General features: G+C 63.8%; 24 protein-coding genes. 5 read left to right on the top strand and 19 right to left on the bottom strand.

Features of this window, described 5'->3' with window-relative positions; genetic code table 11:
• Positions 1-37: 37 nt before the first annotated feature.
• The 9 genes from ftsH to ybgC all read right to left on the bottom strand — a co-directional run bounded on the left by ftsH (position 38) and on the right by ybgC (position 10,004).
• Complete coding sequence (gene ftsH, locus AC0ZT5_RS11950; protein WP_488496598.1) at positions 38-1,966, bottom strand: ATP-dependent zinc metalloprotease FtsH; 1,929 nt, start codon at positions 1,964-1,966, stop codon at positions 38-40.
• 124 nt (positions 1,967-2,090) lie between these two features.
• The gene (tilS, locus tag AC0ZT5_RS11955; protein WP_488496599.1) at positions 2,091-3,464 is read right to left on the bottom strand and encodes a tRNA lysidine(34) synthetase TilS; all 1,374 of its coding nucleotides are present in this window, start codon (positions 3,462-3,464) and stop codon (positions 2,091-2,093) included.
• 58 nt (positions 3,465-3,522) lie between these two features.
• Positions 3,523-4,596 (bottom strand): tol-pal system protein YbgF, encoded by a 1,074-nt coding sequence (ybgF, locus tag AC0ZT5_RS11960; RefSeq protein WP_488496600.1) that lies wholly within the window; start codon positions 4,594-4,596, stop codon positions 3,523-3,525.
• Positions 4,597-4,819: 223 nt separating this feature from the next.
• On the bottom strand, positions 4,820-5,326 hold the full coding sequence (gene pal / locus AC0ZT5_RS11965; RefSeq protein ID WP_095089511.1) for a peptidoglycan-associated lipoprotein Pal: 507 nt from the start codon (positions 5,324-5,326) through the stop codon (positions 4,820-4,822).
• A gap of 234 nt (positions 5,327-5,560) precedes the next feature.
• Entirely contained in the window at positions 5,561-6,844 is a 1,284-nt protein-coding gene (gene tolB, locus AC0ZT5_RS11970) for a Tol-Pal system beta propeller repeat protein TolB (RefSeq protein WP_245331229.1), read from the bottom strand.
• A 66-nt stretch (positions 6,845-6,910) separates the two neighbouring features.
• The gene (locus tag AC0ZT5_RS11975; RefSeq protein WP_488496601.1) at positions 6,911-8,068 is read right to left on the bottom strand and encodes an energy transducer TonB family protein; all 1,158 of its coding nucleotides are present in this window, start codon (positions 8,066-8,068) and stop codon (positions 6,911-6,913) included.
• Positions 8,069-8,075: 7 nt separating this feature from the next.
• Positions 8,076-8,528, bottom strand: coding sequence for a protein TolR (gene tolR / locus AC0ZT5_RS11980; RefSeq protein WP_111548317.1), 453 nt, complete (start codon positions 8,526-8,528; stop codon positions 8,076-8,078).
• A gap of 10 nt (positions 8,529-8,538) precedes the next feature.
• Positions 8,539-9,249 carry a protein TolQ gene (gene tolQ / locus AC0ZT5_RS11985; protein ID WP_095089519.1) on the bottom strand — a complete coding sequence of 237 codons (711 nt, stop codon included), beginning with the start codon at positions 9,247-9,249 and terminating at the stop codon, positions 8,539-8,541.
• Between the two features lie 272 nt (positions 9,250-9,521).
• A complete protein-coding gene (gene ybgC / locus AC0ZT5_RS11990) occupies positions 9,522-10,004 on the bottom strand; it encodes a tol-pal system-associated acyl-CoA thioesterase (protein ID WP_488496602.1) in 483 nt (160 codons plus the stop codon).
• Positions 10,005-10,061: 57 nt separating this feature from the next.
• Between ybgC and AC0ZT5_RS11995 the strand changes: the two genes are divergently transcribed.
• Positions 10,062-11,312, top strand: coding sequence for a glycoside hydrolase family 5 protein (locus AC0ZT5_RS11995; RefSeq protein ID WP_488496603.1), 1,251 nt, complete (start codon positions 10,062-10,064; stop codon positions 11,310-11,312).
• A 4-nt stretch (positions 11,313-11,316) separates the two neighbouring features.
• Here AC0ZT5_RS11995 and AC0ZT5_RS12000 read toward each other — a convergent pair whose 3' ends face one another.
• From AC0ZT5_RS12000 to AC0ZT5_RS12035, 8 genes are all read right to left on the bottom strand, one after another.
• Positions 11,317-12,213, bottom strand: coding sequence for a metallophosphoesterase (locus AC0ZT5_RS12000; RefSeq protein WP_488496604.1), 897 nt, complete (start codon positions 12,211-12,213; stop codon positions 11,317-11,319).
• 149 nt (positions 12,214-12,362) lie between these two features.
• Positions 12,363-13,400: a Holliday junction branch migration DNA helicase RuvB gene (gene ruvB / locus AC0ZT5_RS12005; RefSeq protein ID WP_111548320.1), complete on the bottom strand. Its 1,038-nt coding sequence runs from the start codon at positions 13,398-13,400 to the stop codon at positions 12,363-12,365.
• Between the two features lie 43 nt (positions 13,401-13,443).
• Complete coding sequence (gene ruvA, locus AC0ZT5_RS12010; RefSeq protein WP_488496605.1) at positions 13,444-14,064, bottom strand: Holliday junction branch migration protein RuvA; 621 nt, start codon at positions 14,062-14,064, stop codon at positions 13,444-13,446.
• 27 nt (positions 14,065-14,091) lie between these two features.
• On the bottom strand, positions 14,092-14,511 hold the full coding sequence (locus tag AC0ZT5_RS12015; RefSeq protein ID WP_488496606.1) for a type II toxin-antitoxin system VapC family toxin: 420 nt from the start codon (positions 14,509-14,511) through the stop codon (positions 14,092-14,094).
• Entirely contained in the window at positions 14,489-14,758 is a 270-nt protein-coding gene (locus AC0ZT5_RS12020) for an AbrB/MazE/SpoVT family DNA-binding domain-containing protein (protein ID WP_488496607.1), read from the bottom strand. Before AC0ZT5_RS12020 ends, AC0ZT5_RS12015 begins: the two co-directional genes overlap by 23 nt.
• A 56-nt stretch (positions 14,759-14,814) precedes the next feature.
• Entirely contained in the window at positions 14,815-15,324 is a 510-nt protein-coding gene (gene ruvC / locus AC0ZT5_RS12025; RefSeq protein WP_095089535.1) for a crossover junction endodeoxyribonuclease RuvC, read from the bottom strand.
• 74 nt (positions 15,325-15,398) lie between these two features.
• Entirely contained in the window at positions 15,399-15,932 is a 534-nt protein-coding gene (gene rcdA / locus AC0ZT5_RS12030) for a protease adaptor protein RcdA (protein ID WP_095089536.1), read from the bottom strand.
• A gap of 518 nt (positions 15,933-16,450) precedes the next feature.
• Positions 16,451-16,831 carry a hypothetical protein gene (locus AC0ZT5_RS12035; protein WP_010912040.1) on the bottom strand — a complete coding sequence of 127 codons (381 nt, stop codon included), beginning with the start codon at positions 16,829-16,831 and terminating at the stop codon, positions 16,451-16,453.
• A 331-nt stretch (positions 16,832-17,162) separates the two neighbouring features.
• On the opposite strand from AC0ZT5_RS12035, the gene AC0ZT5_RS12040 reads away from it, so the two are divergent.
• Positions 17,163-17,714, top strand: coding sequence for a DUF2269 family protein (locus tag AC0ZT5_RS12040; protein ID WP_488496608.1), 552 nt, complete (start codon positions 17,163-17,165; stop codon positions 17,712-17,714).
• A gap of 41 nt (positions 17,715-17,755) precedes the next feature.
• Here AC0ZT5_RS12040 and AC0ZT5_RS12045 read toward each other — a convergent pair whose 3' ends face one another.
• Complete coding sequence (locus AC0ZT5_RS12045; protein WP_488496609.1) at positions 17,756-18,526, bottom strand: sulfite exporter TauE/SafE family protein; 771 nt, start codon at positions 18,524-18,526, stop codon at positions 17,756-17,758.
• A gap of 111 nt (positions 18,527-18,637) precedes the next feature.
• The gene (locus tag AC0ZT5_RS12050; protein WP_488496610.1) at positions 18,638-19,117 is read right to left on the bottom strand and encodes an Lrp/AsnC family transcriptional regulator; all 480 of its coding nucleotides are present in this window, start codon (positions 19,115-19,117) and stop codon (positions 18,638-18,640) included.
• Between the two features lie 132 nt (positions 19,118-19,249).
• Here AC0ZT5_RS12050 and AC0ZT5_RS12055 point away from each other — a divergent pair, with 132 nt between their 5' ends.
• The 3 genes from AC0ZT5_RS12055 to AC0ZT5_RS12065 all read left to right on the top strand — a co-directional run bounded on the left by AC0ZT5_RS12055 (position 19,250) and on the right by AC0ZT5_RS12065 (position 21,978).
• Positions 19,250-20,155, top strand: coding sequence for a DMT family transporter (locus AC0ZT5_RS12055; protein WP_488496611.1), 906 nt, complete (start codon positions 19,250-19,252; stop codon positions 20,153-20,155).
• A 133-nt stretch (positions 20,156-20,288) separates the two neighbouring features.
• Positions 20,289-20,936 carry a thiamine phosphate synthase gene (locus AC0ZT5_RS12060; RefSeq protein WP_488496612.1) on the top strand — a complete coding sequence of 216 codons (648 nt, stop codon included), beginning with the start codon at positions 20,289-20,291 and terminating at the stop codon, positions 20,934-20,936.
• Between the two features lie 46 nt (positions 20,937-20,982).
• Complete coding sequence (locus tag AC0ZT5_RS12065) at positions 20,983-21,978, top strand: tetratricopeptide repeat protein (RefSeq protein ID WP_488496690.1); 996 nt, start codon at positions 20,983-20,985, stop codon at positions 21,976-21,978.
• Positions 21,979-22,168: the final 190 nt, after the last annotated feature.

Here is a 22,168-nt window from a genome sequence, read left to right on the forward strand (position 1 = left end):
GCCGCGGCGTTTGTTTCTCTGAAATCAGTGGCCTCTGTCAGCTTGACGGTTGCGGTTCCATGCCGCCTTCAGGCTCTGGCCCCTTCTTGCGCCGGCCGCCGGACTTCGGCACCGCCGAGCCACGGCTGGGCGGCGTGTCGTCGCCAAGGTCGCGCGAAGGCTTCTGCCCGGCGATCAACTGCTTGATCTCTTCGCCCGACAGCGTCTCGTATTCGAGCAACCCTTCCGCAAGCGCGATCCATTCCTTCTTCTTCTTGGTCAGGATGGATTTTGCCGTCGAATAGGCCTCGTCGATCAGGCGGCGCACTTCGGCGTCGATGATCTGCGCGGTCTCTTCGGAGACGTTCTGCGTGCGCGCCACCGAATGACCGAGGAACACTTCCTCCTGGTTGTCACCATAGGCGACGTGGCCGAGCTTGTCGGAAAAGCCCCAGCGCGTAACCATGGCGCGCGCCAGCTTGGTCGCCTGCTCGATGTCCGAGGAAGCGCCGGAGGTGATGTTTTCCTTGCCGAACTTGAACTCTTCGGCGACACGGCCGCCCATCATGATGGCGAGGCGCGAAATCATGTATTTGTAGCTCATCGAGTAGCGGTCGCCTTCCGGCAACTGCATGACCATGCCGAGCGCCCGGCCACGCGGTATGATGGTGGCCTTGTGCAGCGGATCGGCCGACGGCACGTTGAGCGCCAGAATGGCGTGGCCGGCCTCGTGATAGGCGGTCAGCGCCTTTTCGGCCTGTGTCATCGCCGACGAACGCCGCTCGGCGCCCATCATGATCTTGTCCTTGGCGTCCTCGAACTCGGCCATGGTCACCAGGCGCTTGTTGCGCCGCGCAGCCATCAGCGCCGATTCATTGACGAGGTTCATCAGGTCGGCGCCGGAGAAGCCCGGCGTGCCGCGAGCGACGACCTTGAGGTCGACATTGGGTGCCAGCGGCACGTTGCGCACATGCACCTTGAGGATCTTCTCGCGGCCGACGATGTCGGGGTTCGGCACCACCACCTGGCGGTCGAAGCGGCCCGGCCGCAGCAGCGCCGGGTCAAGCACGTCGGGCCGGTTGGTGGCGGCGATCAGGATGATGCTTTCGTTGGACTCGAAGCCATCCATCTCGACCAGCAGCTGGTTCAACGTCTGCTCACGCTCGTCATTACCGCCGCCGAGACCGGCGCCGCGATGGCGGCCGACGGCATCGATTTCGTCGATGAAGATGATGCAGGGCGCGTTCTTCTTGGCCTGGTCGAACATGTCGCGGACGCGGCTGGCGCCGACGCCGACGAACATTTCGACGAAGTCCGAACCGGAGATGGTGAAGAACGGCACGTTGGCTTCGCCGGCAACCGAGCGGGCGAGCAGCGTCTTGCCTGTTCCCGGAGGGCCGACAAGCAGCACGCCGCGCGGAATCTTACCGCCGAGCCGCTGGAACTTCTGCGGATCGCGCAGGAACTCAACGATCTCTTCCAGATCTTCCTTGGCTTCATCGACGCCGGCAACGTCCTGGAAGGTGACGCGGCCATGCGCCTCTGTCAAAAGCTTGGCCTTCGACTTGCCGAAGCCCATGGCGCGCCCGGATCCGGACTGCATCTGGCGCATGAAGAATATCCAGACGCCGAGGATGAGGATCATCGGCAGCCACGAGATCAGATAGCCGAACAGCGAATTGGAACCGTCGGTCTCAGGCCGCGCATTGATGGTGACGTTCTTGTCCTGCAGTCGCGAGACCAGCGACGGATCGCCGGGCGAATAGGTCTGGAAGCCGCTGGCATTGTCGGTGTAGGTGCCGCTGATACGGGCGCCCGCAATGGTCACCGTCTTGACCCGGCCGGCCGCGACGTCCTGCAGGAACTGCGAATAAGGCACATCGCTGGAAGCCCCTCGCGTCTGCGGTGTCTGGAACAGATTGAACAGGGCGATGAGCAAGACCGCTATGATCGCCCAGAGCGCGAGGTTGCGATAGTTCGGATTCATCAATTGTCCCGTTGGCGTCCGCGCGTCGGACACACGTCATGAGAGGAAACTTGCGCCTAACATAGGGAGAGCACCTCCCCTTGCCAAGCAGAACAGCAGGTCTGGGTTAAGCTTTCGCCCAACATCAACCGGCACTGTGGCCCCTGAAAGGCAGGGCGGGAAGCGGGGCCGCGCCAATCAGCCCTGCGACGGCCCGCGCCGGCGCCAGGTCGAAGGACGGCAGGAAGCGGGCAAAGGGGGCAACGGCCGGCCGCGCCTCGACCACAGCGGGCGCCCGGACGCTTCCCGGCAAACCAAGGCATTCACCGGCTTGCCATAGCGCCGGTTCGGCGGCGAGCGCGGCGCGCATCAGGCTTGGTGGGGTTTGCCCCTCGCCGATCGGCGGCCGCTTGGCTGCTGCGCCGAACGGGGCGATCAACAATGCGCCGCTGCTGTCGTTCAATGTGATGCGCCGGCGGCCATCCCAGAGGGCGCCCTCGGTGACTGCGGCGGCGGGCGGCAGGCCGCGCGCCTCGCGGCGCAGGAAGATGCCGGCGCGCCGGGAATCGACCACCGTCCGCGACAATGTGGCGCAAAGAAATCCGCCTTTCAGCCGGCCAAACAGCGCCTCGCTGCGGGCCTGGTCCGGCAGAAAGGCAATCCCGCCGGTCGTGGCCAGCAGAAGGCGCAGTGCATAGACGGCCGCCCGCTCCTCGCCGGCGTTCAGCAGGCCAGGATCAAGACGAATGAGCCCGGCCGCCGGCTGGGTCGCGAAACGGCGGATCAGGTCCGCGGCAGCCAGGCCAAGCTGCCGGCGCGCGTTGCCCTCATGCGCGGCCAGCGCCAGCGCATCGTCGATACGCTGCACGCCGTCGCCATCGGCGAGCGTAGCGCGCAGGCGCGGCCGCTCGAAAGCCTCGTCGACATTGGTCGGGTCGTCGGCCCAGTCGACATGCTGACGCCGCAGGACGTCGCGCAACGCCGCGCGCCGCGTGCCGAGAAGCGGCCGCACGATCCAGCTGCGCCAGTCATACAAGGTGGCCGGCGCCATGCCGGCAAGCCCGCGGCCTGCCGTGTCGGCATGGCCCCCGCCCTCCTCACGTAGCTGCCGCATCAATACCGTTTCCGCTTGGTCGTCGGCGGTATGGCCGGTCAGGATCAGGCCGATGCCTTGCGCCAGTGCTGCCTCGGCCAGCAACCGGTAACGCGCTTCCCGGGCCGCGGCGGGCAGACCGGTCGATGGCTTAGGCCCGGACCATGTCAGGATGCGATGCTCAATGGCGTGCGTGGCGCACAGCCTCGCCATCCCCTGCGCTTCCGTCGCCGAACCCGGCCGCAAACCGTGGTCGATCGTCACCGCCAGCAGCTTCGTTGCCGGCGCAGTGCGGTCGAGATGGTGTTTGAGAAGAAGGAGCAGGGCGGTCGAGTCGCTGCCGCCGGACACGGCCGCAACGGCGCCGCTGGTAAAATTGATATGCGAAAAAAGGCTCTTCGAAAGGTCAGGCTCGATATCGAGCATCAATGCATGTCGCCCAAAGATGGCCCCGGTTTCGGGGCAACGACATGCTCGGAAAGGATCAGCACGCCGCCAGCGCCTTTTCCTGCTTGACGCGTTCCTTGAGCGCACCGGAGATGTCGGGGTAGCGCTTGCCGATCTCGCTGAAGGTGGCGCAGGCCACGTCATGCTGCTTGAGGCCGACCAGCGACACGCCGAGCTTCAGCAACATGTCGGGAGCTTTCTTGGCCTTGGGATAGTCCTTGCTGGCGGAAAGGAAGGTCTCGGCCGCGTCGCGGTATTTCTGCTGGCCAAGCAAAGACTCGCCAAGCCAGTAATGCGCATCCGCCGCCTTCGCATCCTTGGGGAAGCGGGAGATATGATCGCGAAAACCCTGTTCGGCGGTGCTGTAGTCGCCAGAGAGGATGAACTGATAGGAGTTGCGGTAGAGTTCCTCGGGGTCGTTGGTGGCGGGCAATGCCGCTACCACCGTGCCATTGGACTTGCCGGCCTTGGCCGGAGCGCCGCTGGCTGGCGCGGTGTCCTGAACCGGCGCGGTCGCCTGGGTGCTGCCGCCGGCATCGATGACATTGCCGTTCTTGTCGACGGTGATGGTGCCAAAAGTCTTTTCCGGCGCTCCCGTTCCGGGAATCACCTTGCCGGGGTCGCCATTGGGCGATTCGACGATGATCTCCTGGCCGGCGGCGGGCGCGGTGCCCGCATCGGCCGGCGCCTGCGTTGCCGGAGCCGCTGCCACATCGGTGTTGCTATCCGTAGTGGTTGTGGCGTCCGATTTCTTCTGTGCCGGCGGCTGCCCGCCTTGCGTGCCGCCTTCAAGCTGCTGGAAGCGGAACTCGTTGTCTTCCTGCTGCTTGCGGATCTGCTCCTGCATCTGCAGGACCTGGAAATTGAGTTCCTCGATCTTGCCGTTCATCTGCCGCAGTTGCTCTTCCAACCCGGTCACGGCGGTACCGTCGGACTGCACCAGCTGAACCTGATCCGTTTTCTTCTTTTGGCCGAAAATGCCGGGCAATTCGATGCTGGGCAGATGGAAGGAAAAGCCGCTGTCGGTTGATTGCCCTGTGCCCGCCAGAGCCGTGACGCCTGATAGGAGCAACAGCGCAAGGGTGCCGCTTAGAACCGATCTCAAATGCATGTGCCTCTCGCCGTGATTTCGTTAGCTTGTTCGCGCCTTCCAATCAGAGTGGGACCAGCCAAGCGCCCTCGGCTCATAGCAGGAGCCGAGACTTCGGCCAAATTTTGTTTCGGGCATCCGGATATGAAAAAGGCGGCCCTGGGGCCGCCTTTCGCAAGGGTGTGTGGCATTTTTGCCGCTAGACCGTCGCGCCTCCTTGGCGCTCCGGTCGGCTGCACGGTGCTCAGGAACCGGCGCCGCTGAGCGTGGTGACCGCGCGGCGGTTCTGCGACCAGCAGGAGATGTCGTCGCACACCGCGACCGGACGCTCCTTGCCGTAGGAAATCGTCTTCAGGCGGCTGGCAGAAACGCCCTTGGCGACCAGGAAGTCGCGGGTGGCGGCGGCGCGGCGGGCGCCGAGCGCCAGATTGTACTCGCGTGTGCCGCGTTCATCGGCATGGCCTTCGATGACGATGGCATACTGCTTGTACTGGTTCAGCCACTGCGCCTGGCGCGACAGTGTCGTCTGCGCGTCGGCACGGATCGAAGTCGAGTCCGTATCGAAGAAGATGCGGTCGCCAATGTTGACAGTGAAGTCCTTTGCCGATCCGGGCGTTGCCGCGCCGGCGCCGTTGAGGCCAAGGTCGGCGGCATTGTTCGGCGTCTTCTTCGAGGCGCAACCGGCGATGGCGAGCATCGCCACCAGCGCGATCATGACCGGGTTTCTGGTAAGTGCTGCGATACGGCCCATGCCGCCTCTCCTTCGCATTTCGAGTGATTTCGTTGATCACCCAGTAACCACGTTTGGGTTAACCGGCATTCAAGAAACATGGTTAAAAATTGGTTTAGGCTGCCCGTCCGCAGCTGTTTGGCTGAAGCCACATTTGGCGCGGACCCTAGGCGTAAATGCGGCCAAAACGCGACCAAGACGTGGAAAAGGGGCCACAAAGGCCCCTTTTTTGGCGCCTGTGACAATTGAGCCAAACTACTCCAGCAAGGGCGACCATGCCGGGTCGGAGGCGAAGTTCGTCGTCGGGATCGACTGTTCGTTGCGGCCGGTGAGGTCGACGGAGACCAGCTTCGGTCCGCCGGCGGAATCCCGGAAGAACATCAGCACGCGGCCATTCGGCGCCCAGGTCGGCCCCTCCTGCTGGAAGCCGGAGGACAGGATACGCTCGCCCGAGCCATCGGTCTTCATGACGCCGATCTGGAATTCGCCGCCTGTCTGCTTGGTGAAGGCGATGAGGTCGCCGCGCGGCGACCACACCGGCGTCGAATAGACTCCGTCGCCGAAGGAGATGCGGTTCTGTCCCGAGCCGTCGGCGCCCATCACATAGATCTGCGCGCGCCCGCCGCGGTCGGAGGTGAACACCACCTGGCTGCCGTCGGGCGAATAGGACGGCGAGGTGTCGATGGCGGTCGAGTTGGTCAACCGTGTCGTCGAACGGCTCCGCAAGTCCATGGCGAAGATGTTAGAATTGCCGTCGTCGCGTAGCAGGCTCATGATCACCTTCTGGCCGTCGGGGGAAAAGCGCGGCGCAAAGGTCATGCCGGGAAAATTGCCCACCAGTTCGCGCTGGCCGGTCTCGATCTGCAGCAGGTAGACCCGCGGCTGACCGCTTTCATAGGACATGTAGGTGATTTCCTGGCGGTTCGGCGAGAAGCGCGGCGTCAGCACGATCGATTTGCCGTCGGAGAGATAGCGGACGTTGGCGCCGTCCTGATCCATGATGGCGAGTCGCTTCTTGCGCGCGTTCTTGGCCCCGGATTCGTCGATGAAGACGACGCGGGTGTCGAAATAGCCCTTCTCGCCGGTCAGCCTCTCGTAGATCGCGTCGGCGATGATGTGGGCGACGCGCCTCGTATTGGCGTCGTTGGCAAAGAACTGCTCGCCGGACATCTGCTGGCCGGCAAAGGTGTCCCACAGCCGGTACTGGGCGCGAATGCGGCCGTCAGCCTCCTTGCCGACGCTGCCGGTGACCAGCGCCTGCGCGTTGATGACCTTCCAGTCGTCGAAGCGCGGTGCTGCGTCCGGATTGGATATCTTCTCGATGAAGGCACTCTTGTCGATCGGCGCGAACAGGCCCGAGCGCTTCAGATCGGCGGTGACGATCTCGGAGATCTGGGCGCCAAGCGCGTCGCCACCCTGGAAATCGGTGATGGCGATCGGCAGCGGTTCGACATTGCCCTTGTTGACGTTGAGCTCGACGAGCGCCAGGGCCGGCAAGGTGCCGGCCGCGGTCATGCCCATGGCCATCGCTGCAATCATCAGGAGCGGCTTGAGGATTGATGTCATGTCTTCTCGCTTCTCGTACTGATTTTCGGATACTCGGGCCTACAGGCCCAGCATCTCCCTTGGATCGAAGGTGACGCGGACGTCGGCCCAGATGTCCTGCTTGCCTGCGGGAACCTGCAGGCCGGTGACATCGCATTTTTGCACGGCGCGAACGGCACTTTCGTCGAACTGGCGGTTTCCGCTCGACTTTTCAACATTCGGGCGGCCATCCAGCTTGCCGGAGGCATCCAGGTTGAAGCGGACGACGACGACGAAGTTTTCCGAACCTTCAAGGCCAACCGGAAGGGTCCAGCAGCCGCCGAGCTGGCTTTCCAGGGCGCCCATTTCCGATTTCGACAGCTTCTGGCCTTGATCCTTGTCGCCACCGAGCGAGGCCTGTTGGGTCGAGCGTTTGGCGCCGCCGCCGGACGGCTTCTGCTTGTCGAGGAGAGCCGAGATTTCGTCGGCATTGAACTGCTTGTCTTCGGACTTCGGCTTCGACGAGGCTTCCTTGACCGGCTTGTCGGCATCCTTGCGTTCCGGCGCCTTGGCGCTTTCGGCCTGCGCCGGCTGCGGCTTCGGCCGCGCTTCCGGCGCGGGGGCCGAGTTCGGCAGCTGTGTCTCTTCGGTGGGTGGATCCTTGGCTATGGCCTCAGCGACAGCGTCAGGCTTGACCTCGGGCGTCGGATCGATGGCCGCGGTCTTGTCCTGCGGCGGCGGGGTCGGCGCCGGCTTGGCCGGCGTCGGCTTGGGGTCCGCCTGCTTGACCGGCTCGGGCTTCACCTCTTCCTTGGGCGTCGGCGCCGGCGCCACTTCCGTTGCCGGAATGGGCTTGGGCTTTTCCTGCGGCTTCGGCACGTCCTCCGGCTTCGGCTTTTCGATCGGGGTCGGCGCCGGCGGCGGGGCCGATGTCATGTCGACCGGCTTCGGCTTGGCTTCCGGCGTTACCGGCTTGTCGGTGTCGACGCTGTTCTCGCCGACCTTCTGCGCTACCGGCACGATGTCCGGGCGCTGGGTCGGCACGGGGGCCGGCTTTTCATGCATCACTGCCTTCTTGTCGCCCTGCAACGTCTGCGCAATGGCTTCCATCGGCACGATGTCGACCGCGACCGACTCGACATCGGCGGACGGGAGTGCGGCCGGCGCCGACAGCGTGAACAGGCCGAAGGCCAGCACCGCCGTATGCAAGATCACCGATGTGGTGAGGCCGGTCTTCATCTCGCGTCTATTGATCCTGTTCCTGCAGTGAAACCAGGCCGATGTTCTTGTAGCCAGCGGACGAGATACGAGCCATCACCTTCATCGCCGTGCCATAGTCGGTGGACTTGTCGCCGCGGATGAAGATGCGCTCTTCATAGCCGGTCTTCGAGATCGCCTGCAGCTTGGCCACCAGCTCCTCGATCGGAATCTCGGTTTCCTGGAGATAGATCTGGCCGGCAGCGTTGATCGAGACGGTGATCGGCTGCGTGTCGGCATTCATCGCCTTGGCCTGCGTATCCGGCAGATCGATCGGCACGCCGACCGTCAGCATCGGCGCCGCGACCATGAAGATGATCAGCAGCACCAGCATCACGTCAACCATCGGCGTGACGTTGATTTCCGACATCAGTGCATGGTGACGGCCGCGCCGCCTGTGGCCGCGCCCACCGCGTCCTCCCATGCCAACGGACATACCCATCAGTTACTCCTCAGGCCTTGGGGGCCACTTTTTCATCGATTTGGCGCGAGAGTATGGCGGAGAACTCGTCGGAGAACCCTTCCATGCGCACCGCTATCTTGCTCGCGTCGGACGACAGTTTGTTGTAGGCGATGACGGCGGGGATGGCGGCGAGCAGGCCGATGGCCGTTGCCAGCAGCGCTTCGGCAATGCCGGGCGCGACCACCGCGAGACTGGTGTTCTTGGAGCCGGCGATCGCCTGGAACGAGGTCATGATGCCGATGACGGTGCCGAACAGGCCGATGAAGGGTGCCGCCGAGCCGGTGGTGGCGAGGAAGCCTAGGCGCCCCTCCAGCTTTTCCATCTCGCGGGTCAGCGCCAGGTCCATCGCCTTGTCGATGCGGGTCTGCAGGCCGAGCGGCGACTTGGCGCCCTTCTCGAAGCTTTTCTTCCACTCGCGCATCGCCGCCACGAAAATGGCGCCCATGCCGGTGGTCTTGCGGTCGGCGAGCGTACGGTAAAGCTCCTCGAGCGACTGCCCGGACCAGAACACCTGCTCGAACCGGTTGAGCGACAGCCGCATGCGGGCATAGGCAACCAGCTTGTCGACGATGATCGCCCAGGTCCAGACGGAAGCGCAGAGCAAACCAATCATGACCAGCTTGACCACCCAGCTGGCCTGCATGAACAGCGCCCAAATCGACAATTGCGCGCCCGGTTCGGCGAGTGCGATATTTTCCATCGTTACGTCCTTAAGATTTTCCGGGCGAAGCTGGCGGCTGGCCCCTGGCATCCCTTGTGGTCGGTTCGCACGCAGCTACCGTAACAACCCCAAACCGTGCCGTTGGTGGCCTTTTCAGGGCAAATATTGGTGAAAGGAAGGCGCTCGATAGCGCCAATCTTCACCAATCTCTTCATGAACCGTTATGGTTAAGGATGGGTTAGTACATAAGGCGCGGCGCATTGCCGCGCCCAACGGCATGGCTCATGCAATCGCCATCGGTCGCAGTCCGTCTAGTCGGTCGCGGGAAAACCCTTGGGCATGAATGCCGCCACCCATTCCCTTGGAAAGCGCCTTGGCCGGCCATTCTCGCCGATGATCGCCGCCTCGACCCTGGCCTCGACCAGCACCTCGTCGCCGCGTTTGAGCTGCTGCGCCATGAAGATGCGCGCACCGGAAATGTCCTCGGTGCGGGTATCGATCGTCAGGATGTCGTCGATGCGGGCGGGGCCGCGAAAATTGATCTCCATGCGACGCACCACCCAGACGATCTTCTCGCCATGCTTGCCGTCGGCGAGTTCGGTGTGATGCACGCCGGTCAGCCTGAGATAGTCGGAGCGGCCGCGTTCGAAGAATTCGAGATAGCGCGCATGGTAGACGACGCCGGAGAAATCGGTGTCGGCGTAATAGACGCGCGCCATCAGCCGGTGGCCGAATTCCGTCAACGCGCCGGAAAGCCCTGCCAGCAACGCCGCCGATTCACCATGATCGTCCATTGCGCTTCCTTTTTCAGTCCCGACCGGGCACGTGTTTTCCGCGCGACATAGCATCGGATGGCACTGTTGACGGCGATGATCAAGACCTTGATGGCGGCGCTGTTCGTGCTGGTGGCTCTGTCGCTGCCCGGCAAGGCAGCCACCTTCTCGATGAAGCGCGGCCTCAATCTCGACCAGTGGACGACGTGGCCGGGCGAAGACCAGTGGGGCGATGCCAAGGCGATCCTGCCCTATCCGGAATGGCGCAAATTCCTTAGGGATGACGACCTCAAGGCGCTGAAGGATGCGGGCTTCGATTTCCTGCGCATGCCGGTCGACCCATCGCCTTTCCTGTCCGGCCAGACTGTGGCCTTGCGCGACAATCTTTATGCCAGCGTGCTGGACTCGGTCCGCATGGTCAACCGTGCCGGGCTGAAGGTGATCGTCGACATGCACCTGATCCCGGCCGGCGGCAGCCGCAAGATCGGCATGGCCGAAGTGATGGACGACCCGCGGACCTTCGACGCCTATGTCGACATGGTGCGCAAGATGGCCCGCGCGCTGGCCGGCGAAGATCCCCAAAAGGTCGCGTTCGAGCCGATGAACGAACCGATCGTCGACTGCGACAGCGACGGCACCAGCCTCTGGCCTGAGCGCCAGCAGAGACTGTTCGCGGCGGCGCGCTCCTCGGCAACGAAACTGACCCTGGTGCTGACCGGTGCCTGTTATTCGGTCGCGACTTCACTGGAGAAGATCGAACCGAAGACGATCCCCGACGACAATGTCATCTGGACCTTCCACTCCTACGATCCGTTCCTGCTCACCCATCAGGGCGCCACCTGGGCCGGCGACTTCATCCCCTATGTGACCGGCCTGCCCTATCCGCTGACCGCGGTGCCACAGGCACAACTCGAGGTGACGCTCGACACCATCCGCGCCAGGATCAAGGCCGAGGCGCCATGGGCACGGCAGAGCGGCCTGCTTGCTTATCTCGACGAACAGGTCGCCAGCATGGACAGCCCCGACAAGCTACTCGGCCTGATGGATGCGCCATTCAAAAAGGTCGAGGCGTGGGGGAACGCCAACGGCATCAAACCGGAGAACATCACGCTGGGGGAATTCGGCATGATCCGCCAGGAATATGGCAACGCCTACGTGATGCCGGCCGCGTACCGGGCCGCCTATGTCAGGGACATGATCGCGCGCGCAGAAGCGCATGGCTTCTCATGGTCAGTGTGGAGCTACGGCGGCGCCTTCGGCATCGTCGACGCCTTCAACGGCGACCGGGCCGAGCCTGAGGTGATGGACGTGATCCGCGCGCTGCATTGACAGTTCAGCCGAGATCGATCGACAGGATTTCTGGGCGCATCCCGAAACGCACCGGCACAATGCTGAAGCCAAGCCCGCCCGAGACGATCAGATTGCGGTCGTTCTCGATGACATGGCCATAGGCATAGCGATTGCCGTACCGCGACGGCACGACCGGCGAGTAGCCGAACAGCCGAATTTGTCCGCCATGGGTGTGGCCCGAGAGGGTCAGCGACACCCGCGACGGCACGGTGGGAAAAATATCGGGCTCATGCGCGAGCAGGATGACAGGCGCGGCATCGCTGACCTTGGCCAGCGTGCCGTCGAGATCGTCCAGCCCCGTGAAGCGGCTGCGGTCCCTGGTCGGTAGCAGGGCCAGTTGGTCGGCAAGCCCGGCGATCCAGACGCCCCGCCCGTCCTTCTCCAGGCGCACGACATCGTTCTCGAGGACCGGGATGCCAACCTTCTCCAGGGCCTTGCGCGCTAAGGTTGGGCCGGCGCCGGCGCGCTGCGCGAAGCCATCGCCCCACCAGTCGTGGTTGCCAAGGATCGACAACACGCCGAGCGGCGCCTTGAGGCCCGACAGCGCCGATGCCCATTGCGACGGCGTAACCGGCCCCGTCACCAGGGGCATGCCGGCGATGTAGTCGCCAAGCAGGACGATCACGTCCGCTTGCTGCGCATTCGCGTCTTCGACAAGCGAAGCGATCCGCTCCGGTGTCATCCACGGCCGGCAGGCATGGATGTCGGCGAGCGCGACGATGCGCAGTTTCAATCCCGCCGGCCAATGCGGCGGCGTCAGTGCGTAGCGCTTCACATGCGTCAGCAGCATCGGCTCGATGCCTACCGCGTAAGCACTGAACGCGGCAACCGACAGAAACGACCCGCTGACGATGCGCAGGAACCCGCGTCTGGTTATCATGCTCGGCTCCGGGACAAAATCGCGGCGACAATCGCCAAGGCAGCGTTAAAGTCCACGATTGCGCCGGCAAACCGGCGAAGCTGAGGAGATTTTGCGCAAGGACAGTCACGGATCCTTGATCGCAGGTCCCTGTCCAATTGCCCGAGCCGCTACTCTTCCTGGAACAGGTTGATCTGTTGCTGCGCCAGATCCTTCGGCGCATCCAGCCCGAGATGCCGCCAGGCATTGGCCGTCAGCATCCGGCCGCGCGGCGTGCGCTGGATGAAACCCTGTTGGATCAGATAGGGCTCGATGATGTCCTCGATGGCGTCGCGCGGCTCGGACAGGCCGGCTGCGATCGTCTCGATGCCGACCGGGCCACCGCCGAAATTGCGGGCGATCATCGACAGATACCGGCGGTCGAGGGCGTCGAGGCCGAGCGCATCAACCTCCAGCCGGGTGAGCGCCTCATCGGCAATCTGACGATCGACATGGCCGTCGCCGGCAACCGAGGCGAAATCGCGCACCCGGCGCAGCAGCCGTCCGGCAATGCGTGGCGTGCCGCGTGCGCGCCGCGCGATCTCAAGCGCGCCATCGTCGCCGAGCGGCATTTGCAGAATGCGCGCACCGCGCCGCACGATCTGCTCCAGTTCCTCGACCGAATAGAAATTGAGCCGCACCGGAATGCCGAAACGATCGCGCAGCGGATTGGTCAGCAGGCCAAGCCGCGTGGTGGCGGCGACCAGCGTAAACCGGGCGAGATCGATCTTGACCGACCGCGCCGCCGGTCCCTCGCCGATGATCAGGTCGAGCTGGAAATCCTCCATTGCCGGATAGAGGATTTCCTCCACCGCCGGGCTCAGCCGGTGGATCTCGTCGATGAACAGCACGTCGCCTTCTTCGAGATTGGTGAGCAGGGCCGCGAGATCGCCGGCCTTGGCGATGACCGGGCCGGAGGTCGAGCGGAAATTGACGCCGAGTTCGCGCGCCATGATCTGCGCCAGCGTCGTCTTGCCGAGACCGGGCGGTCCGACGAACAGCACATGGTCGAGCGCTTCGTTGCGGCCCTTGGCGGCCTCGATGAACACTTTGAGATTGGCCCGCACCGCCGCCTGACCGACGAAATCGTCAAGCGTCTGCGGCCGCAAGGTCTGCTCGGCATCCTCGCCGCGTTTTTCGGGCGTAATGAGACGGGGTGACAGGCTCATGGCGCCTTCCTTGCATGCGGCAAGGACCTGAACAAGCGACGCCTCACCGCGCCAGTTCCTTCAGGCCGAAACGGATCAGCTTCGGTGCATCGGCATCCTCGCCCACAGTCTTGAGCGCCGCCGCCACCGCATTGGCGGCGGTGTCACGCGAATAGCCGAGATTGACCAGCGCCGAGACGGCGTCGGTGATCGGCGCCGGGGCGACGCCTTCGCCGAGTTCCTGCTTCAGGCCGATGGTGCCCGAGGCGGTGCCAGCATAGGCCGGCGCCTTGTTCTTCAACTCGGTGACGATGCGCTCGGCCACCTTCTTACCGACGCCAGGCGCACGAGAAACCATGGCGATGTCGCGCAGCGCAATGGCGTTAGCGAGATCGGCCGGCGCCAGTGTCGACAGGATGGCCAGCGCCACCTTGGCGCCGACGCCTGGCACATTGTTCATGAGCAGCCGGAACCATTCGCGCTCCAGTTGCGACTGGAAGCCGTAGAGCCGCAGCATGTCCTCGCGCACATAGGTCTCGATGAACAGCACCACCGCTTCGCCCGGCGCCGGCAGCGCGGCCAGCGTGCGCGCCGAGCAATAGGCGACATAGCCGACGCCATGGATATCGACGAGGCAATGATCCTCGTCGATCTCGTCGAGCGTGCCCTTGAGTTTGCCGATCATGCCAGATCTTTCATGGAAGATGGGCCCTCATGGGTGGGTTTCAGGAGAGATGATGTCGAGAGCCGGGAAATAATTGCGGTAGCGGGCAGCGTCGCGGGTCAGCAGACGATGTCCGGCAACGGTCGCATGGGCTCCGATGAAAAAGTCTGGCAACGTCCGCTCACGAACCCCACCCGCACGGCGATAGCGGGAATGCGTGACGCCCGCAAGGAATGCCGCGTCCCAGGGCAGGAACTCGCGATCCATCTCGAGCATATCGACTGCTTTTCGAAGCGCCGTCTCTGTCGCGATCAGCGGCGCGAGCTCGGACCAAATGATCGTATTGATCACCAAAACTCCATCGCGGCGGCATGACGCAATCGCCGATGTCGACCATTTTGTCAGCGGTCCGGCCGGTCCCCAGACGTCAATCAGGACATTTGTGTCAATCAACGTCGAGATCTTCACGCGGCCCCCTCAGCCAGTCCATATACTCGTCGGTCGTCATGCCTCCCAGATCCAGGGTACCCGCCATCCGGCCAAGCACGTCGCTGAACCTGCGGGATGCCTCCTCCTCGGAGAGGTTTTCGTTAACGGCGACAAGACGAGCGCCGTCGTCGGTGGCCACGAACTCCACCTCGGAGCCCGGGCCGATGCCCAGATGGTCCCTTATCTGTTTGGGGATTGTGACTTGCCCCTTGGTGGTCACGCGCATGGTAATACCTCAGAAGTATTACTTATCGCAGGCACGGGAACAAGTCAAGAACATTGCTACCCGGCGAGCGCCATCCGATAGGCGACGCTTTGCCGGTGATGCGCATGGCAGATGGCGATGGCGAGAGCGTCGGCGGCGTGTTCGGTATCGAAGGTGGCCTTTGGCAGAAGCACCTTCACCATCATGTGGATCTGTTTCTTGTCGCCATGGCCGACGCCGATCACCGCCTTCTTGACGGCGTTGGGCGCATATTCGGCCACGACGAGACCAGCGCGCGCCGGCACCAGCATTGCGATGCCGCGCGCCTGGCCGAGCTTCAGCGTCGCCACGGCGTCCTTGTTGACGAAGGTCTGTTCGACCGCGGCCTCGTGCGGCATGGCGGTGTGCAGAATTTCGGCGAGCCCGTCATGCAATTGGCAGAGCCGCGTCGCCAGTGCCGCCTTGTCGTCGGAACGCACTGTGCCTGAGGCAACGAAGCGCAATGAATTGCCAAGGCTCTCGACGATGCCCCAGCCGGTGCGCCTGAGCCCCGGATCGATACCGATGATGCGAATCGCTTCCCCCATCCCGCCAGTCTACCTCCGACGGACAGCGATGCCAGCGAAATGTGAACAAACCGGAAACGAATGGCCGCCGAGGTTTAGCCGCGAGCGAAAGCCGTGTTCAGCAGGCTGATCTGGTCGGAAACCGGATTGGGGCGGCGGGCCGCCGGTTGCATGTCGACCACGGCGTCGGAGCCGTAGATCTCCTCGTCCATGCGACGCACCAGCGCCTGCAGGCGCAGCGAGCGAGTGACGAGGTCGAGGAAATCCTCGGGCAGTTCGGCCCAGCCCGCGGCTTCGTCATGGGCGGAAGCGGTGTCAAGGCGCACCTTGGACTTCTCAGACGCAACCTGGTCGCGGGTCATCTCACCGGAATTCGCGGCGCGCTGCAAAAGCAGCCACGAGGCAACCTGCATCAGCCTTGTGGTCAGCCGCATCGATTCGGCCGCATAGAGCGTGGCCCCCAGCCTGGACAATTTCTTTGCCTCGGCCCGGCCCTTGCCGTCGAGATACTCCGCCGCCTGTTCGACCAGGCCCATACCTTCCTGGTAAAGCGGCTTGAAGGATTGCGTGAAAACCCGGCGCTCCGCCAGCTTGACGGTTTTCGCACTGCCCGTCGAAGGCTCGTTCATTGCTGCGCCCCTGCACCTACAGCCGGCTGATTCGGCTCACTGCCGATACACCCGGCAGCCTATATGACTGAAGCTTCAAAATGCGCTTCGTCACCCGCGATGGCAAGCACATGTTTAACAGAAGGTTAACGGCGAGCCGACATCGGACGCCCCCGGAATCCAGACAAAAAAAGAGCCGCGGATAAGGCGGCTCTCAGGAGTTTAACAGGGAGGCGTCAAACAAAGTGGCTCCAACCACTCGGTAAGAATCCAGATCACTGGATGGACATAGTAAACACCTGTAAAGCTTAATGAAGCCTTAACGGCGCGCGTGTTTTTTGATCGAACGCCGCCGTCCTGTGCCGGAACAGCACAGCCCCGAACCTCGCTTCAGAGTCCGTTTCGAAATTCGCTCTGGCGAGTCACATGGTGGTGGTTTCGAGATCCGGAGCGGAGCGGACATTTGGTCCGCGAGCACCGCAAGCGCAGAAAACCCCATCAGATGGCCGCCAGAGCAGAGTTCCAGACAGGCTCTCGGCTCAGGCTTTCTTCCAGACGGCCGGTAAGGCGATGAAGGCAAACAGCAGCATGGCCGCGTAGAAGCCCATCGAAGAAATCCCGACAAGCGGTTCGATCGCGGCATTGCCGGCTAGCAGGAAATAGAGACCGATTAACAGACCGATGCCGCTGATTGCCGTCAGCCAGAAATGGATGGTGGCGAGCATCTTTTGTCCGACTGCCGGAAACAGATGGTAGAAGAAGGCGAAGACCGCCGACATCAGCCATCCGGCCACCATCGTGTGGGCGTGGGTCGGCATCTGGCCATGGTCCTGGCTGATCGCCATGTGCAGGCCGAGCGCCATTCCGCACAGCGAATAGATGATGGCCAGCGTGAAGAAATTCCGTGCTACCCCTTGCATAATGTCCCCTCGAATGCCTCTTCCCGTGTGCGGGAATGGGTTGATTGTCAGGCGAATCTTGTCGCCACCGGGCTCCCGGCATTGGCGCACTAGCATCGGCACTGTTTCCAGACGATGTCGCGCCAACCCCTCCCAACACTTCTCCAATAGCAGAAAACCGGGCAGCGCATTCGCCATCTCAGTGGCTTCGTGTGCCGGCGGCAGGCGGAAACAGAACCAGTTTTTTCGCGACATCGTTCCGAAACGGGCGCGGCGCTAAACGCTCGCTCCTCTGACGGCTGGCGCACATCGCGCCCTGCCACATCCCCTCCAGAACACTCCAGGAGCAACCATGGACTGGTACTCGATCGTAAAATTCCTCCATGTCGTCACGGCCATCTTATGGGTCGGAGGCGGCTTCGTGTTGTTCCTCCTCGGCGTGCTTGCCGAGCGCGCCGGCAACATTGAGGACAAGTTGCAGGCGATGCGGGCCAGCGGGCAGTTGGGTGGCCGTTTCTTCGCGCCGATGTCGATGCTGACCCTGATCTTCGGTCTCATCATGTGCAGCTTCTGGGTTGGCTTCTCGGATCTGTGGATCATCATCGGTCTGGTCGGCTACGCCACGACCTTTTCGATCGGCATGTTCATCTTCAAGCCAACGGGCGAGCGCATGGGAGCGATGATCGCCAAGGATGGCGTCACGCCTGCTGTTCTGGCCATCGGCCAACGCATGATGAGCGCCGCACGCTTCGACTATGCAGTGATGCTGGTAGTCATCGCCGACATGGTGCTCAAGCCGAGCGTGCATGACATCGGCATTCTTGCTGGCATGGTGCTGGTCGTCGTGGTCGGCGCCACCCTCGCCCTTGGCGTCGACCGTCGCCTCGTGCCGAGCGCCGCCTGACACCGCCGCGATGATGAGGGCGGCTGCACGACCGCCCCCCTCTACATAAGGCCGGCGATGCCGTCCCACAGCAGCTTCAGCGCCACCACCGCCACGGTTGCGTAGGTGAAGGGATAGAAGGTTTCCGGGCGCATCCGCCGCACCAGCCAGGCGCCGGCGACAGTCGAGAGCGGCGCCAGCGGCATCAGCACAGCCGACGCCGTCAGATTGGCGGTGTCGAACTGGCCGAGCGCGAAATAGGGAATGAGCTTCAGCGCATTGGTTGCGGCAAAGAAGATCGCCGCGGTGCCCGACAGAATTTTGGGATCGAGCCGGATCGGCAAGGCATAGACCTGGAACGGCGGGCCGCCGACATGGGCGACGAAGCTGGTGAAGCCGGCGACCGTCCCCCAAATGGCGGCAGCCACGCGGTTGGGCGCGACCGCGTGGTCGGCGCCATGGCGAAACTGCAGATAGAGCCAGCGCAGGACGAAGATGATGGCGACGGCGCCGACGATCAGGCGTACCGCCTCCTCGGTGACCAGTGCTGCCGTCAGCCAGCCGAGACAGATGCCGACGACCGCGCCGGGCATCATGTCGACCAGCATCTTGCGGTCGTAGACACCCCACCATGTCCACACCGACACGATGTCCATCAGGCACAGGATCGGCAGCAGGATGGCCGCCGCCTGCACCGGCGGCATGGTCAGCGCCATCAAGGGCACGCCGACGAAACCGACGGCGCCGCCGAAGCCGCCCTTGGACAGGCCGACCAGAATGACCGCCGGAATGGCAGCCGCGTAGAACCACGGATCGAGAAGCAGGCCTGACATGGGGAGGGGCTGGGCTGGAGGGGAAAGCGTATCGACGCCTGAATAGCCCAGAATCCCCGGCGGAGCGACAGCAAATATAGCCCACCGGCCGCCGACGTTTCACGGCGTCGATCAGGAAGCCTGCAAGATCTTTGCCCTGTCACGCGGAGCGGTTGCGTCGAGCGGTGGCGGCCGCCGCCGGATCGGCTGTGCCTTGATGATGGCGGTGCTGGTCTCGGCTTTGTCGGCGATGCGGTCGAGAATGCCGTCGAGATCGCCGATCGAGCGCACGAACAGCCGGGCGACGAAGCAGTCGTCGCCCGTCACTTTGTCGCATTCACCAAATTCGGGGATCTCCTCGATCAGCTTCTGGACGATGTGCAGCTTGCCCGGCAACGGCCGGATGCGCACGATGGCCTGCAACGTATAGCCGAGCGCCAGCGGATCGATCTCGACGGTGAACGCCCGGATGACGCCGCGTTCCTCCAGCCGCCGAAGCCGTTCCGAGACGCTCGGCGACGACAGCCCGACTTGGGCAGCCAATTCCTTCAGCGAGGTCCGCGCGTCCTTGACCAGGATTTCGAGGAGGCGCCGGTCGAGATCGTCAAGCATTTTACATTTCCCGAAAATTTGGAGACGAGGCCTAATATAATTAGGTCATTCTCCTATACTTCCTTTCTCATCAGATGGAAAGCTTCGTTCCCGCATGAGATTATGCCGGCTCAACGGGTTCGGAGGTTGGTTGTGAACGATACAGTGCGCGGTACGGTCGAAATGTCGGCCGCAATGGCGATCCTGGGGACGATCGGATGGTTCGTCGTCATGTCCGGTCAGCCGATCATGGATGTGGTGTTCTGGCGTTGCGCGTTCGGCGCGCTGACGCTGCTTGTCATCTGCACCGGGCTTGGGTTGCTGCGCAACAGCTTGTCGCTGCGCGTTATCGGCTTCGCCGTACTCGGCGGCGTCGCCATCGTCGTCAACTGGCTGCTGCTGTTCAGTGCGTTCTCGCGCGCATCGATCTCGATCGCCACCGCGGTCTACAACACGCAGCCCTTCATGCTGGTCGGCTTCGGCGCGCTGTTCTTCGCCGAGCGGCTGACCCTGACCAAGCTGACCTGGCTGGCCATCGCCTTTGCCGGCATGGTTCTGATCGTGCAAGCCGCCCCCGATGCCGGCGATGTCGGCACGGATTATTTTACCGGCATCGTCATGGCATTGGGCGCGGCTTTCTTCTGGGCTGTCGCCGCCATCGTCACCAAGAAGCTCAAGGGCACGCCGCCACACCTGATCGCGCTGATCCAGGTCTGCGTCGGCGTCGTCATGCTGGCACCCTTCGCCAATCTTTCCCAGCTTCCCGCCGATGCGTGGAGTTGGGTCATGCTGGCGACGCTCGGCATCGTCCACACCGGCCTGATGTACATCCTGATGTACGGCGCCATCCAGAAGCTGGCGACGCATCTCCAGGGGGCGCTGTCCTTCATCTACCCGGTGGTGGCGATCCTGGTCGATGTCGTAGCCTTCGGCCATCGGCTGCATCTGAGCCAGATTGTCGGCGCCACCGCCATCCTGATCGCCGCCGCCGGCATGAATCTTGGCTGGACGCTGTGGAAGTCGAAGGCGCCCGTCATGAGCCCGCACCCGATCAAGTGACACAGGCCCGCCGTCGGCCCGGCGGGTCACAATCGCGATCCCGGCTGCCCGCCTGTTCAAAGCGGGCACTTTGCTCTATGCCGCAATCCAACCATCTTCGCCCGGCATAGGCGAAACGCGGGATCGAAGAACCATGAATGACGCAACGCCCCCCAACCGCTGTCGCATCGTGCTGATCGCGCCGCCAAGCGTGGCGGCGGCCCGTATCGCCGCGGCATTCGACGGCGGCGATGTCGCCTCGCTGATCCTGCCCGAGAACGGCATGGACGAGGCCTCCTTCCAGGCTTTCGCCGAACAGATCGTGCCCGCCGCGCAGGCCGCGGGCGTCGCTGTCGTCATCGCCGGCGACACTCGCATAGCCGGCCGCGTCCAGGCCGACGGCATCCATGTCGAGGTCTCCAAGGCCGAACTCGCCGAGACGATCGAGCATTTCCAGGCAAAGATGATGGTCGGCGCCGGCGGCGCCAAGACACGTGACGACGCGCTCGAGCTTGGCGAGACGCGGCCCGACTACATCTTCTTCGGCCGCTTCGGCTACGACAACAAGCCCGAACCGCACCCGCGCAACCTGTCGCTCGGCAAATGGTGGGCCGATATGATCCAGATCCCTTGCATCGTCATGGCCGGATCCGACATCGCCTCGGTGGAAGCGGTCGGCGCCACCGGCGCCGAATTTGTTGCCCTATCGAGCGCCGTGTTCGCCGACGGCACCGACCCCAGGACGGCGGTCGCCAGCGCCAACGCGCTGCTCGACGAGACCGCGCCGCGCTTCGAGGACTGACGTGCCTTCGGCGACGCTTCCCCTCCAGGCTCTGCTCGCGGTGCTCATGGTCCAGGCAGCGGCCGCGGAGAACATCCCGCTGCCGCAGTCCAAGCCTGAAGCCGGCGTGCATACGGACAAGCCGATCGACAAGCCGCTACCGCAACCCGCCACCACGGCCGAGCCGGCGCCGCTGCCATCGGCCGATGCCATCAACCCCGACCGCTTCGGCGCAAAGCCTGCCGACGCCGCTTATGGCGCTTTCCAGCGCGGTCTCTACAAGACGGCTTACAATCTCGCGCTGGTGCGCGCACAAAACGGCGATCCGGCGGCACAGACGCTGGTGGCAGAGATCCTGTCACGCGGGCTGGGAGTGCCGGTCAATGCCGCGGAAGCGGCGAAATGGTACGCGCTTGCCGCCGAGCAGGGCGTGCCGGAATCGCAGTTCCAGTATGCGCTGATGCTGCTCGATGGCCGCTACGTCAAGAAGGACGAGAAAGGGGCCTATGCGCTGATGCAGGCCGCCGCCGAAGCCGGCAACCAGCTGGCGCAGTTCAATTTCGCGCAGATGCTGGTCCAGCAGGACCCCGGCGACGCCGGCCTCGCCAGGGCGGTCTCCTACTACGAGCGTGCCGCCGCCACCGGTCTCGCCGACGCGCAATATGCAATGTCGCAGATCTATGCCAATGGCGTCGGCGGCAAGCCGCGCGACGACACCCAGGCAAGGCGCCTGCTGGCGCTGGCCGCACGGCAGAATTACGACACCGCGCAGATCGATCTCGCAGCCTGGATGATCGAGGGACGCGGTGGCGGCCGCGACCTGAAATCCGCCTTCGGCTGGATGAAGCAAGCGGCCGAGGGCGGCAACGTCGCCGCCCAGAACCGCCTCGCCAAGCTCTACATGCAAGGCATCGGCACCGCTCCGGATCTTGTCCTCGCCGCCGCCTGGTACATCGTCGCCCGCCGCTCCGGTCTCATCGACCCGCAGATGGACGATTTCCTGCAAGGGTTGGACGACGACCAGACCAAACAGGCGCTGCAGAAGGCGAACCGCCTGCCCTGACGCGGGAATCCAGGACCCGGCCATGCCGATGGAGTGGCTGCGCCGGGGTCACGGGCTCGGCCTCATGCCCATGCGTCTTCTACGTCAGCATCTGCCGAAGGGCGTGATGCTCGTCGCCGATGCGTCCGCCAAATCCGTCGGTATCTCCAGGCCCCCGACCCAGTTGTTCATCCCTGCCGCTTGGCCCCAG

The organism is Mesorhizobium sp. CNPSo 4670, from assembly GCF_057784235.1.

Bases quoted from the DNA above. Each gene is read 5' to 3' on its own strand.
- ftsH (WP_488496598.1), bottom strand. From the start codon at position 1,966: ATGAATCCGAACTATCGCAACCTCGCGCTCTGGGCGATCATAGCGGTC.
- tilS (WP_488496599.1), bottom strand. From the start codon at position 3,464: ATGCTCGATATCGAGCCTGACCTTTCGAAGAGCCTTTTTTCGCATATC.
- ybgF (WP_488496600.1), bottom strand. From the start codon at position 4,596: ATGCATTTGAGATCGGTTCTAAGCGGCACCCTTGCGCTGTTGCTCCTA.
- pal (WP_095089511.1), bottom strand. From the start codon at position 5,326: ATGGGCCGTATCGCAGCACTTACCAGAAACCCGGTCATGATCGCGCTG.
- tolB (WP_245331229.1), bottom strand. From the start codon at position 6,844: ATGATTGCAGCGATGGCCATGGGCATGACCGCGGCCGGCACCTTGCCG.
- AC0ZT5_RS11975 (WP_488496601.1), bottom strand. From the start codon at position 8,068: ATGAAGACCGGCCTCACCACATCGGTGATCTTGCATACGGCGGTGCTG.
- tolR (WP_111548317.1), bottom strand. From the start codon at position 8,528: ATGGGTATGTCCGTTGGCATGGGAGGACGCGGTGGGCGCGGCCACAGG.
- tolQ (WP_095089519.1), bottom strand. From the start codon at position 9,249: ATGGAAAATATCGCACTCGCCGAACCGGGCGCGCAATTGTCGATTTGG.
- ybgC (WP_488496602.1), bottom strand. From the start codon at position 10,004: ATGGACGATCATGGTGAATCGGCGGCGTTGCTGGCAGGGCTTTCCGGC.
- AC0ZT5_RS11995 (WP_488496603.1), top strand. From the start codon at position 10,062: ATGGCACTGTTGACGGCGATGATCAAGACCTTGATGGCGGCGCTGTTC.
- AC0ZT5_RS12000 (WP_488496604.1), bottom strand. From the start codon at position 12,213: ATGATAACCAGACGCGGGTTCCTGCGCATCGTCAGCGGGTCGTTTCTG.
- ruvB (WP_111548320.1), bottom strand. From the start codon at position 13,400: ATGAGCCTGTCACCCCGTCTCATTACGCCCGAAAAACGCGGCGAGGAT.
- ruvA (WP_488496605.1), bottom strand. From the start codon at position 14,064: ATGATCGGCAAACTCAAGGGCACGCTCGACGAGATCGACGAGGATCAT.
- AC0ZT5_RS12020 (WP_488496607.1), bottom strand. From the start codon at position 14,758: ATGCGCGTGACCACCAAGGGGCAAGTCACAATCCCCAAACAGATAAGG.
- ruvC (WP_095089535.1), bottom strand. From the start codon at position 15,324: ATGGGGGAAGCGATTCGCATCATCGGTATCGATCCGGGGCTCAGGCGC.
- rcdA (WP_095089536.1), bottom strand. From the start codon at position 15,932: ATGAACGAGCCTTCGACGGGCAGTGCGAAAACCGTCAAGCTGGCGGAG.
- AC0ZT5_RS12035 (WP_010912040.1), bottom strand. From the start codon at position 16,831: ATGCAAGGGGTAGCACGGAATTTCTTCACGCTGGCCATCATCTATTCG.
- AC0ZT5_RS12040 (WP_488496608.1), top strand. From the start codon at position 17,163: ATGGACTGGTACTCGATCGTAAAATTCCTCCATGTCGTCACGGCCATC.
- AC0ZT5_RS12045 (WP_488496609.1), bottom strand. From the start codon at position 18,526: ATGTCAGGCCTGCTTCTCGATCCGTGGTTCTACGCGGCTGCCATTCCG.
- AC0ZT5_RS12050 (WP_488496610.1), bottom strand. From the start codon at position 19,117: ATGCTTGACGATCTCGACCGGCGCCTCCTCGAAATCCTGGTCAAGGAC.
- AC0ZT5_RS12060 (WP_488496612.1), top strand. From the start codon at position 20,289: ATGAATGACGCAACGCCCCCCAACCGCTGTCGCATCGTGCTGATCGCG.
- AC0ZT5_RS12065 (WP_488496690.1), top strand. From the start codon at position 20,983: ATGGTCCAGGCAGCGGCCGCGGAGAACATCCCGCTGCCGCAGTCCAAG.